The 12,645-nt window shown below is 54.9% G+C and carries 9 protein-coding genes; 2 read left to right on the top strand and 7 right to left on the bottom strand.

The window, feature by feature from the left end:
* Positions 1-3 precede the first annotated feature (3 nt).
* Together parE and pgi are read right to left on the bottom strand one after the other, a co-directional pair.
* A complete protein-coding gene (gene parE / locus ACTH5D_RS06180; protein ID WP_441669316.1) occupies positions 4-1,899 on the bottom strand; it encodes a DNA topoisomerase IV subunit B in 1,896 nt (631 codons plus the stop codon).
* Positions 1,900-2,037: 138 nt separating this feature from the next.
* A complete protein-coding gene (gene pgi, locus ACTH5D_RS06175) occupies positions 2,038-3,720 on the bottom strand; it encodes a glucose-6-phosphate isomerase (RefSeq protein ID WP_441669314.1) in 1,683 nt (560 codons plus the stop codon).
* A gap of 98 nt (positions 3,721-3,818) precedes the next feature.
* On the opposite strand from pgi, the gene cmoA reads away from it, so the two are divergent.
* Both cmoA and cmoB read left to right on the top strand, forming a co-directional pair.
* A complete protein-coding gene (cmoA, locus tag ACTH5D_RS06170; RefSeq protein WP_441669312.1) occupies positions 3,819-4,562 on the top strand; it encodes a carboxy-S-adenosyl-L-methionine synthase CmoA in 744 nt (247 codons plus the stop codon).
* Position 4,563: 1 nt separating this feature from the next.
* Complete coding sequence (cmoB, locus tag ACTH5D_RS06165) at positions 4,564-5,583, top strand: tRNA 5-methoxyuridine(34)/uridine 5-oxyacetic acid(34) synthase CmoB (RefSeq protein WP_441669310.1); 1,020 nt, start codon at positions 4,564-4,566, stop codon at positions 5,581-5,583.
* 27 nt (positions 5,584-5,610) lie between these two features.
* On the opposite strand, the gene ACTH5D_RS06160 is transcribed toward cmoB, so the two are convergent.
* The 5 genes from ACTH5D_RS06160 to ACTH5D_RS06140 all read right to left on the bottom strand — a co-directional run.
* Positions 5,611-6,861, bottom strand: coding sequence for a WD40 repeat domain-containing protein (locus tag ACTH5D_RS06160; RefSeq protein WP_441669308.1), 1,251 nt, complete (start codon positions 6,859-6,861; stop codon positions 5,611-5,613).
* A complete protein-coding gene (locus ACTH5D_RS06155; protein ID WP_441669306.1) occupies positions 6,858-7,985 on the bottom strand; it encodes a WD40 repeat domain-containing protein in 1,128 nt (375 codons plus the stop codon). Before ACTH5D_RS06155 ends, ACTH5D_RS06160 begins: the two co-directional genes overlap by 4 nt.
* A gap of 91 nt (positions 7,986-8,076) precedes the next feature.
* The gene (locus ACTH5D_RS06150) at positions 8,077-9,924 is read right to left on the bottom strand and encodes a hypothetical protein (RefSeq protein ID WP_441669304.1); all 1,848 of its coding nucleotides are present in this window, start codon (positions 9,922-9,924) and stop codon (positions 8,077-8,079) included.
* Positions 9,921-10,721 (bottom strand): DUF4123 domain-containing protein, encoded by an 801-nt coding sequence (locus tag ACTH5D_RS06145; protein WP_441669302.1) that lies wholly within the window; start codon positions 10,719-10,721, stop codon positions 9,921-9,923. The genes ACTH5D_RS06150 and ACTH5D_RS06145 overlap by 4 nt, the downstream gene beginning before the upstream one ends.
* Positions 10,712-12,645: type VI secretion system Vgr family protein (locus ACTH5D_RS06140; protein WP_441669300.1), on the bottom strand; the 1,934-nt coding region annotated here is incomplete at its 5' end. The genes ACTH5D_RS06145 and ACTH5D_RS06140, both read right to left, overlap by 10 nt.

Genomic DNA, 12,645 nt, shown 5'->3' with positions numbered 1-12,645 from the left:
GGGTTATACCTCAATGTCTGCGAGGTTGCCGTAATCTTCCAGCCACTTTTTGCGGTCACCGGCACGTTTTTTGGCCAGCAGCATATCCATAATTTCCATGGTGCCGTCGCCTTCGGTCAACGTGAGCTGAACCAGTCGACGGGTTTCTACCGCCATCGTCGTTTCACGTAGCTGTAGCGGGTTCATTTCACCCAGGCCTTTAAATCGCTGCACGTTAGGCGTGCCGCGCTTGTTGGCCAGCTGCTTGAGAATCGCGGCTTTTTCGCTTTCATCTAAGGCGTAATGCACTTCTTTGCCTAGATCAATGCGATAAAGCGGCGGCATCGCGACATAGACGTGTCCAGCGTCCACCAGACTTGGGAAATGACGAACAAAAAGCGCACACAGCAGCGTGGCAATGTGTAGGCCGTCGGAGTCGGCATCGGCGAGAATACAAATTTTGTGGTAGCGAAGTTTATCCAGGCCGTCGCTACCTGGGTCGGCACCAATAGCGACCGCAATATCGTGGACCTCTTGAGAGCCGTAGATGTCGTGGGTCTCAACTTCCCAGGTATTCAGAATTTTACCGCGCAGCGGCAGGATTGCCTGGGTTTCACGGTTGCGTGCCTGTTTGGCACTCCCCCCGGCAGAGTCCCCTTCCACTAAAAACAGCTCACTTTGCGCGGGATCCTGGCCGGAACAATCGGCCAGTTTACCGGGCAATGCGGGGCCGGATGTGACCTTTTTACGCAGTACCTTTTTGGCTTTTTTCTGACGATTTTGCGCCGCGCTAATCACCATTTCAGCAATCGCTTCGGCTTGATCGACGTGGTGGTTTAGCCACAGTGAGAAAGCGTCTTTGACCACGCCCGACACAAAGCCTGCAATGGTTCGCGAAGACAGCCGCTCTTTGGTTTGCCCGGCAAATTGCGGATCGAGCATTTTCACCGAAAGCACAAACGAGGTGCGCTCCCACAAATCATCAGCGGTGAGTTTGATACCGCGGGGCAACAGGCTGCGGTATTCGCAAAACTCGCGCAGTGCGTCCAACAGACCGGAACGAAACCCGTTTACGTGGGTGCCGCCTTGGGGCGTGGGTATCAAGTTGACGTAACTTTCCAACAGCGCCTCCCCGCCTTCGGGTAGCCACTGAATTGCCCAGTCAACGCCGTGCTCGTCATCATTGAAGTGGCCAACAAAAGGCTCACGGGGCAGCACTTCATAACCGTCCGTCGCTTCTACCAAATAATCACGCAGGCCGTCAGCAAACTCCCACTCGGAGGACGTACCATCCGGCTCTACTAGCGTGACTTTTAGCCCTGGACAAAGCACTGCTTTGGCACGCAGCAAATGTTTCAGCCGCGTTAGCGCTAATTTGGGGCTATCGAAATAGCTTTCATCTGGCCAGAAACGCACCAGGGTGCCGCTCGCCCTCTTTGGCGCTTTGCCAATTTCATGCAGCTCTTCGACTTTCTCACCAAACTCAAAGGCCATGGCATGGCGTGCACCATTGCGGATCACCTCTACATCTAATCGGCGTGAGAGCGCGTTAACCACCGACACCCCAACGCCATGCAGGCCACCCGAGAAGCGATAGCTTGTGGAAGAAAACTTTCCCCCTGAGTGAAGCTTGGTAAATATCAGTTCAACGCCCGATACGCCGTGTTCTGGATGCAGGTCGATAGGCATACCTCGGCCGTTATCCTGTACTTCAATCCCGCCATCGCTATGCAGCACAACGTTGATAACTGAGGCGTGACCTGCCAGCGCTTCGTCGACGCTATTATCAATGACTTCTTGAACAAGATGGTTGGGGCGTGAGGTGTCGGTATACATACCGGGACGCTTACGTACCGGCTCGAGCCCGGATAGGACTTCGATGGAACTCGCACCGTACTGAGAGGCATCAAACTGGGTCATGTAACGTCGATTCCTGAAAAAAGTGCTGGCAGCTGGCAAAGAAACACAGGATAGCTGAAAAGCAAAAAGCTGTATATCTAGCCATACTTATTAGCAAAGCGTCAGAGTAGCTCTGCCGCACGGTGGCAGGGCTATGGCTTATTCTTGCTCAGCGGCCCAAAACGCCTCAATCAGGCCACGGCTAGAAGCATCCATAAGTGAAATATCACCTTGATGATCAATAATTTTTTGCGTATCCGTGGCAATTTTCTTACCTAACTCTACGCCCCACTGGTCAAAGGGATTGATATCCCAAATCACCGCTTGAACAAATACTTTGTGCTCGTAGAGCGCGATGAGCGCCCCCAGTGTGAACGGCGTTAGCTGGTCAAGCAGCACCGTGGTTGAAGGCTGGTTGCCACGGTATCGCTTGTGCTCTGGACGTGGCCCGTCGTCTTCTAAAGCGTCGTCACCCAGCATCAGCACACGCGACTGAGCAAAGCAGTTCGCCAGCGATAAACGATGCTGGGTTTTAAGATCACGACGGGTATCCGGGTCTTCCACCTCATCGTAGCGCTTAAGCGGGGCAATGAAGTCGCATACGACGGGCTGAGTGCCCTGATGTAGCAATTGATAAAACGCATGCTGAGCATTAGGGCCTAGCTGACCCCAGAGCACTGGGCAGGTGGAGTAGTTGACAGGCTGACCTTGACGGGTGACCGACTTACCGTTGGATTCCATTTCTAACTGTTCGAGATAGGCCGCGAAATATTCCAGCCGCCCGTCGTAGGGCAAAATAGAGTGCGCGCGAATGTCCAGAAAGTTGACGTTCCAGATACCGGCCAGCCCAAGCAGTACGGGCAAGTTACCTTCCATCGGCGCTTCAGCAAAATGCCGATCCATGGCATGGGCACCGGCTAGGAGTTCGCGAAAATTCTCCATCCCCACCACGAGTGCAATCGGCAGTCCAATGGTGCCCCACAGCGAATAGCGGCCACCGACCCACTCCCAGAAGGTTAACTGATGGTCTGGCATAATGCCCCATTCGGTCATTTTATCCGGACTCGCTGAAACGCCAATAAAGTGTTGGCGTACAACCATCTCAGCACTAATAGGCGCCGAGCCATGCTGCGTTAACCGGCCCAAGAGCCACTCACGGGCAGTATTGGCGTTAGACAGCGTGTCGATGGTCGTAAACGACTTGGATGACAAAACAAAAATGGTCGTTTCAGGATTTAACCGGCTTAAGCAGTCGGCAAGCTGCGAGCCATCCATCGTGGAAGCAAAGTGCACTTCTACGGGATGAATACCTTTGGGGCGAAAGTCGGCCAGCGCGTGGGTTACCATCAATGGGCCTAAATCAGAGCCCCCCACACCTAGATTGACGACATCGCGAATCGGCTTGCCGGTCGCGCCACGCCACTGCCCGGCGTGTAAACGGCTGACCAGACTTTCCATTTGGGCAAGGCTTTCCTGCACCGCAGCAACGATATCGTCCCCTTCTACGTCCAGCGTTGCATCGGCGGGCAAGCGCAACGCCGTATGCAAAGCGGGCCGATTTTCACTGACGTTCACACGCTTGCCGCTAAGCAATGCCTCTATCGCTGCCGGCACGCCCGCCTCAGTGGCCAGCGTAAAAAGGTGCTCTAGAGTATCGTCATCCCAACGCTGCTTGGAAAGATCCAGCGTTAAGCCCGCCACTTGGCGAGTAAAGCTTTCCCAGCGCGAAGGCTCGGTGCCAAACAGCGTTTTCAAGTGAACATTCTGCAGCGCTTGCGCATGATGCTTCAACGTCTGCCAAGCGGGTAACGTATCGGGGGTAGCGCTTGATGCTGAGGCCATGTGATATCTCCAGTGGCGTCGATCCGTGTAGCAGGGTCTGTTATAGACATATCAGGGCGGGTAAACTATTACGCCCTATCCATGATCCCGGCTTGCCCATGAGTGATGCATCTTACCGTGACGCTATCTTTTCGACACCCCTTGACCGAGTAGCGCGGTTCTCATTCGATGAAAAGGTGGTCGCGTGCTTTCCTGACATGATTCGTCGTTCAGTGCCTGGCTACGGACAAATTCTGGGCATGCTGAGTCTGATTGCCCAGCGCCATTTGCGCCATGGCGCCCACGTTTATGACTTAGGCTGCTCGCTTGGCGCTTCCGGGCTTGCCCTGGCAGGCACGCTGGCGCCAGACGCTTTTCGCTATACCGGGGTCGACCTTTCACCCGCCATGGTAAGCCAGGCACGCCAAACCTTCCTTGCAGAGTGCTCTGATCACGCCATGCAGGTGGAAGAAGCCGATATTCGCACGCTTGAGTATGCGCCATCTGGGTTGATCATTCTCAACTTTACGCTGCAGTTTCTTCCCGCGGCTGATCGCGATGCCCTGTTGGCGAAATTGTACGCAGCGCTTGAGCCCGGCGGCGTGCTAATTCTTTCAGAAAAAACCGTGGACGCTGACGAACGCGACAATGCCTGGCGCGTTGAACGCTATCACGACTTTAAACGTGCCAATGGTTATAGCGACTTAGAAATCAGCCAGAAGCGCACCGCGCTTGAGAACGTGCTGGTGCCCGACACACTGGATGTGCTTCACGGGCGTTTAACAAACGCAGGATTTCCCCGCTCGGTAACGTGGTTTCAGTATCTGAACTTTGCCTCGCTGATCGCTTTTAAGGAGGGCTGAGGTGGATTTACCCGAGCATCATCGCGCCCTTTACCAAGCTTTTTTGGATCAAGCGGTCATCAATCAGTCGCTCACCGCCTGGCTCGCCAAACTGCCCGAGCAGCTTGCCCAGGGGCTTGACCGGAATCGCCACGGCGATCTTCCCGCCTGGGAAAAGGCCGTTGCCAAACTGCCCTCGCTGCCTAGCGAACGTAATGTTAACCTCAACAGCGATACCGTCAGCGTTGAGCTCGCACTCAATGATAGCCAACAGCGCCAATGCTTTAATCTACTTAAAAAGCTCGCACCCTGGCGCAAAGGCCCTTTTCAGTTGGGCGGGATTCATATTGACACAGAGTGGCGTTCAGACTGGAAGTGGCAAAGGGTCTTACCGCATTTGGCGCCGCTAAAGTATCGCAAAGTGCTTGATGTGGGCGGCGGCAGCGGTTATCACGCCTGGCGGATGGCCGGCGCGGGCGCTGCGTTTGTATTGGTGATTGACCCTTCGCCGCGCTTTTATTGGCAGTTCCAGGCGGTTCGCCACTTTGTAGGCGATGCCGACGGCGGGAGAACGCAGTTTTTACCCGTCGGCATAGAAGATGTGCCCGAGAATCTAGGCTTTTTCGACACGGTATTCTCTATGGGTGTGCTCTATCACCGCCCCGCACCGCTTGAACATCTTCAGCAGCTTAAAGCAGCCTTGGCGCCTGGCGGCGAACTGGTGCTAGAAACCTTGGTGGTCGAAGGTGATGAGCAAACAGTATTTATGCCCGGCGAACGCTACGCCGCCATGCCTAATGTCTACTTTCTGCCTTCATCAAAAGCGCTGTGCCACTGGCTGGAGCGCTGCGGCTTCACCAATGTGCGGGTAGTCGATGAAGCCATCACCACACTGGAAGAGCAGCGCTCAACCGAATGGATGACCTATCAGTCACTGGCAGATTTTCTTGACCCTAACGATCGCACCCGCACCATTGAAGGCTACCCAGCACCACGGCGGGCAGTGATTCTGGCCAATAAACCGGGTAATGAGTTTGCGTAAAGAGTTACTTACTCGATAGTCCGAAACTCACCGCCCCACCCACTCCTTGGCTAGCGTTCGCTCTTCGGGATCATAACTGTACACGGTAATACCGCCGCCAAAGGCATGGCCGGTGACCAGCAGGTTGGCGTCGGGTGCGGAATCGATACTCAGGTTGCGGGAGTAATTATTGATTGAGGGAAAAGGGTTCGTGCCCAAATCGAGATACGCCAGGGGCCAGGGATTGCCTGCCTCGAACAGTGCGGCATAGGTCTGGCTGGTGCCATCTTTCCGATACTGGCTGTAACCAATACGCAAGAACTCCTCGCTGCCGTTGATGAAAGCAATGGCAATGGTCGTTGGCGTAGCTAGCGGGCGATAAACGCCGTGTTCATCAGGCTTATCGTTTCGTGGGAAATCAATTAGCCCACTCTCATCCCAATATTCATCTTCCTGGAGCCCCTCTGGTAGGTTGTCTCGATAAAGTCCATGATAATAGCTTGCCATCCGATAGCGCTCCTGAGGCTCATCCGTACCCCAAAAAAGTCCGATAGTATTCTCGTCACCACTGACCACCCACTGCCCATCCGGGCTGATGGTGGCATAGGTTTTGGATGAGTTGCCCGGCAACTTAGCAACGGGCTCCAAAGTATCAATATCCCATAACGTCACCCCGCCATAGCTGGAGGAAAAACGATATTCATCCTCTTCTCGCACCGGCGGGGAGTCTTCGAGTTCGCCACCCGGGCTTCCCGAGCCACCGGAAGCGAAAAAATCGCCGCCCATCGACAGGTTCAAGACCTGCCCAGTGCCGGTAAAGCTGGGGCTTTGGCTATCGAGCAAGACGGGCTGTAAAGCATCGCCATGACCATGGTAAATGTTCCAGGTTTTGTTGCTGGAAAGGTAGTGCTGCCTATCGTCGGACATCACATGCCCGTAAGTGGGGAAGTGCTCAAACTCTTCTAATACTTCTCCATCAACGCGCTGCACGTAAACCACATCATCCTGATCCTGCCAAAGAAAGGCGTCGCCCCCTTCAATAAAGTAAGCGCTGTAGATATTGGCTTCATTGGAAAGCACTTCCCGTTTCTTGTCCTCGATATTCCACAGCACTAATGCGCCATCTTCGTGGGTCGAAACGACGTAACGGCCATCGCTTGAGAGGCTTAGGGCCGTCACCGGTTCCAGGCGGCTAAGTGCAAACCCGAGCCAAACAGCAACGCCTATGACCACCAGCATAACAACGGCTAACTCTCGGCGACGATGTTTGGCTCTCGCTAAGAGGCTTGCTAGTTTCACCGCCCCACCCACGCCTTGGCTAGCGTTCGCTCCTCGGGATCATAACGGTACACGGTAATACCGCCGCCAAAGGCATGGCCGGTGACCAGTAGGTTGGCGTCGGGTGCGGAGTCGATACTCAGGTTGCGGGAGTAGTTGTTGATCGATGGGAAAGGATCCGTACCCAAATCAAGATATGCTTGAGGCCAGGGGTTACCTGCCTCGAACAGTCCGGCATAGGTCTGGCTGGTGCCATCTTTCCGATACTGGCTGTAACCAATACGCAAGAACTCCTCGCTGCCATTGATAAAGTTAATGGCAATAGTCGTTGGCGTGGCTAACGGGCGATAAATGCCATGCTCATCGGGTTTTTCCTTTCTTGGAACATCAATTAATTCACTGTCATCCCGGTAATCTTCTTCTGGTAGCCCATCAGGCAACCCCTCGATAAAAATGCCATAATTATAACTAGCCATATCATGACGTTCTTCCGGGGATTGAGTATTCCAAAAAAAACCTAAAGTATTCTCGTCACCACTGGCCACCCACTGCCCATCGGGGCTGATAGTGGCGTCTACCTTAAACGAGTTCCCTGGCAGCATAGCGATGGGCTGAAAGGTATCAAGATCCCACAGCGTCACCCCCGTATAGTTGCTGAATCGGCGCTCAGGCGCCACCGCAGGTACCTCATCGACACCAGGGCTCTCACGATCACCCAAGCCTGCCGATACGAATTTACGCCCCTGTTCTGATAGGGTTATTTTCAATATTTTCCCCGATCCTTTGAAACTAGGAGAAATACCATCTTGCATGACCGGCTGCATGTCGTCCCAGTAACCATGGAAGATATTCCAATCGATATCGGAAGCCAGATAATCGGAAAAGGTTGAGTCCATCACATGCCCATAAGTCGGGAAGTGCTCGAATTCCTCAATCACCTCGCCATCAACACGCTGCACGTGTACCACATCATCCTGATCCTGCCATAAGAAGGCATCGCCCCCCTCAATAAAGTAAGCACTGTAGATATTGGCTTCATTGGACAGCACCTCCCTTTTTTTGCGCTCAACATCCCATAGCACTAGTGCACCATCTTCGTGTGTAGTGACTACATATTTACCGTCGCTAGAGACACCGAGCGCCATAACAGGCTCAAGCCTGTCCATAAACTGCCAAGCCAACACTCCCGAAGCCAGGAGAATGAAAAGGACTGCCCCAAAACCGATAATCTTTTTCCTAGGTTGGTTTATAGTCACCAAATCCACTCTCCCTTAATAATGGTCTTACGATCCCTTCCTGATAGCTCTTCTCGAACACTTCAGTGCTAGGAATTTTCATCCCCGAGTGGTCGAATAGCCAGGAGGTTTGATCGACAAAGTCAAAGATTTTGTTACGTAGCAAATTTTCAATAAACAAACTTTCGGCGCTTACCGCACCAAACCCAATACTCCCCAGCGCTGCGCGTGGGGCTTTCCCTGCTCGCCAGTTTCTGCCCACCAGCCACTGCAGGGTGTCGATATAGGCGGCGGCGCGTTCTTCGCTCACCACGGCATGGTGGGCTAGCGGTGCCAGCAGGTCATACGTGGGTAAGGGGTCGGCACTGGCGAGTGCGTCTCGCGCTTCCTGAATGGCTTGCTCGCGGAAAACAGCCCATGACTGGGCCGCGCGCTCCCGGCCGTAGGGGTCTGGCCCTGCGGGTGGCTGCCGGGGGATGGGTGGCCTTACCGTATCGGTGGGTGCCTTACCGTCGTAGTAACGGGTCACTGGGCCTTCAAGCCCAATGGGTATAATCCACCACTTCTTGTTATAGGCACCACCGAAGGTACCCAATAGAGCATCCAGTCTGTCGTCCGCCGAAAAGATATCGTTGAGTTTTGAGCCTAGCCAAACGCTAGGAACGTACTCTGCAGCTTGCCTCCAGAAGCTGTCTGCTTGACTGGGTGGTGGCCCTAGAATCCCGTCCTGCTGCGATTGCAGCACGACGATCTTGCTGGCGGCCTGATGGGCATCTGGGAACACCCCCATGCCCAGCGGATGACTATCCTGAGAGGCATCATTGACTAAGGCATTATCGGCAACCGCCGGTTGCCATAAATACACGTTGTCAATCCATTGATGGTGCTCCTGCTCACCGAGAATATTGAGTGCCGTGAGCACCGCGCGCGCACCTAGCGAGTGGCTAATGATATTGATGGCAATGCCGGCTTCAACAAGCTGTTCAAGCAAGGCGACCAAACGCCGTCCTGCTGCCATCGCATTGAGTTCGGCCTGGAAGAAATCGACGCTGCCCGTATCGCCAAACCACGCGATTCCCACCATGCGGGTGTAGGGTCTCCAATCCTCTTCGGTCATCCCGGCAGCACGGTTGAGCTGATACTCCATGTGCACAAACCAGTTATAGGCTCCATTACCATTATCAGGCTCTTCACGATACTCAGCCGAGGTATGCTCGCCCGCGTTAATGCCTTGAAGAAGGGTGGCGCTACTGGCCGTGTGGGCAGTGGTTAATAACGGTTGCGCATTGATATCGCTGCGCTTATCCCAAGCGGCAAAAGTACCGTACTGGCCCAGCGGCACATTGTAGCCATGCAAGAACAGGGTGGCGTTATTGCCCGCCAAACGCAGCTGCTCCAGTTGAGCTTCACTCAATAAATCGGCCTCGGGCGATGTCATTTCATCGCGCAGATTGAGGCTGATAGGCGGAGGCAGATAGGTGGCCTGGATCGTCGTTTCATCCATGGCAATATCGACTTCAGGCGGAGCCGCCGCTGCTCGACAGGGTTCCAGTGGCTCATCGTCAACCGCCACCAAGTGCTGACCATGCGCATCCATCAATTGCCAAGCGACCTTGCCAGGCGCAGCGCCTTCATGACGGCTGACGCCCTCGGCATCAATGGTCGCGCTGATGCTTTTACCCGCAGCATCCCCTAACCTGACCAACGTGCCTTCTGGTAGATAACGCCCCAACGTATCGCGATGCACAATCAATACAGTAACGCCCACGCTACAGTGAGCAGGCATACTGACGCCTGTCGCGCTTGTTCGGCTGGGCTGTAAAGGCGGTGGTGAAAGTGTGTCTGTCATCGGTGGTCACCATCAGTTAAAGGGGCTTGCACACTAACCAGCATCTGCAACTCATTCAGCACTGCCTGCCAAGACCCCTTATGTGCCTTCAGTTGTTCTATATGGTGTGGCGAGAGCGGCGTCCCATAGTCTGATGCGGCAAGTCGCTTGCACCCTTCCCAGCGCGCATATTCGGTCGTTAAAGATAGCGCTTCCATTTGCTTGAGCCATTGCTGCACTAGCGAAAGTGAAACACAATGATCATTGGCCAACTGTTGGCAAAGCGTTTGATCGCGCGCGCTCTGCAACGCCTGCTGGTGTACCGCCGTCAATCTGAATTTGCCCAATGGTTGAACGCCAGGGGCCGTGGATTCCAGTCGCCACGCCTCACCGTTGGTAACGCCCTTTATGACGTTAACAGGCCCTAGTAACGCGTGCGTTTCACCTTCGGTTAATACACCGGCCAATCCACCATATAGCCGTGAATCGGCATAGCGAAACAGGGCGGGAGGCCCAACTTGTCGATCAATATGGGTTAATTGCCGGTAATGCACGGCTATTTCTGGAAGGGTTGCATCGCTATGCAGCTCGATAGCAGCGCCCTGCTGCACCCAACTGGCAGCGCGAGTATGGGCACTATCACTTGAAAGGCTGATCAAGATTGGTCCTTGTTGTGCATGCTGAGCATAAGCTGTTTGCCAATACAGCCGCTCGTAGACGGGGCGCTCGTCTATTTCGAATATCTGCCGCAACAGCTGCGGATAGAGAGCCAAGTCGACCAAATAAAAGACCGACCTCGGTGGCGTTCTTAGCGGCATGGGCACTTGTCTCCTAGAGCACAGCGATGAACATTGTTGTTATTACCGTCCTTCAGCCGTTGACAGATTTCCACCACGGCAGCGCCCTGTAACGCTGCCGTCATCAGCTGGTTTTGCTGTAAAGGTGCTATGCGTTCGTGTCGCTCGGTTGCTACATGCCCTGGCAATAAGGCATCTAACACCGCCTGACCACTCCCCACCCCAGGGCTACCACCAGAGTTGATGTTTACTTGAGCGCCCACAATCGTGATGCCACTGGGATCGAGCTTAACGAAGCTGCCCCCGGCCTTGAGGGTGATCTCCGCCCCCGCATCGATGACCGTTTTACCACCTGATTTTTGGTGCACTTCCCGTCCTGCTTCCAACAACTGCGCCTGGCCGACTTTTTCATGACGGGTGCCATCGATCCTCAGGTGGTCGTCGCCGTCTACCTGGGTGTGGCGGTTGTTATGCACCGTGTGATGATCGTCGTTATCGATCTCGCTAATGCGGTCGTTGTGCACCTTAAGGTGACTGTCGTTTTGAATTTCTTCGGTGCGGTCGTTAAGCGTTAGCAGCTCCAGGTCTTTCTGGGCGTGGAGCCAAATTTGCTCTTCGCCCGCTTCGTCTTCAAAGCGCAGTTCGTTGAAGCCTTCGGCTTTGTGGCTCTGGGTGCGGATGACAGTGCGGGTTTTGTGTTCGGGCAGTGGGTACGGCGCGGTATTCACGGCGTGGTAGGTGCGCCCGGTGACCAGCGGCTGATCGGGGTCACCTTCTAAAAACGAGATAATCACTTCATGGCCAATACGGGGAATGGCGATACTGCCGTAGCCGCCGCCGGCCCAACCTTGGGCCACGCGTACCCAGCAGCTCGCCGTGTCATTGGGCTCGGCGTAGCGATCCCAGGGAAACTGTACGTTTACCCGGCCATGTTCATCACAGTGAATCTCTTCGCCTTCAGGGCCCACCACAAAGGCAACTTGAGGGCCATCGACGCGAGGCTTGGGATTGGGCGTGGCCCGCCAGGGCGTATCGCCAGGAATTAACGTGACCTGATTGTGGTAGCGGGTCATCCCGTTGGCATCGCCCTGAGACTCTTTACCGACAAGCATGCCATCCTCTTCCAGCGCCTGGGGCTGCTCGCCGTGGTGGATGAGGCTAATCGCCTGCCAGTCCCGATTGAGGCTGTCGTTATCGTGATCGGTCAGGGTAAAGCGCAGGCCGGGGGCGAGTTCGGGCAGGTCACTTTCGGCGCTGGCAGTGATCGCTTCCCGGCGCAGCTGTTCCAGGCGGATGCGTGTGAACGGCTCACCGGAGGCGTCCTGCTTGTAGCGGCCGGGGTAGTCGTAGTGTTCGTAGTCCACTTGCTGGCCGTGCTGCTCGACGTCACGGCCCAGGTGATCGTGGAGCTGTGCATAGGCGGGATTTTTAAAGCTGTAATCTTTGAGCGTGGCGGATGAACTTGCTACCCGAGCGGTGTGGCTGAGTTTACGCATATGGCGCATGGGCGCGGTGCCGCCTGCACGGCTGTGGTAAGTGCGTTCGCCGAGGTTGGTCAGCACCTGAGGATCATCGGCGAAGATCAGCCGATGACCATTTTCTTCAAATTCATGAAAATAAAACAGCCCTTCTTCGGCCGCCAGGCGCTCGATAAAGGCGAGGTCGGTCTCGCGGTACTGCACACAGTATTCGCGCTCGGCAAGCTCGCGGGTGACCGCAAAAGCCACCTCCCTGATGCCCCGTTCATCGCATAATGTATTGATAATAGTGAGCGGATCGGTCTTCTGAAAAATGCGTGAGTTGTGGCGCAGCGAAAGCCGCCAGAGCGCCGGGCGCAGTACCAAGGAGTAGAAGGTACGTCGGTGACCGCGGTCACCGCGACCAAACTCGCTGACGATACCGTGCACCCGGCGCAGCGGTTCGCCGTCCTGCCAGATGGTCAGGG

The sequence above is a fragment of the Halomonas sp. genome (genome assembly GCF_052095695.1).
Taxonomy (GTDB): Bacteria; Pseudomonadota; Gammaproteobacteria; order Pseudomonadales; family Halomonadaceae; genus Vreelandella.
The sequence above is the reverse complement of the archived record's forward strand: the minus strand, read 5'-3'. Positions and strand labels throughout refer to the sequence as shown.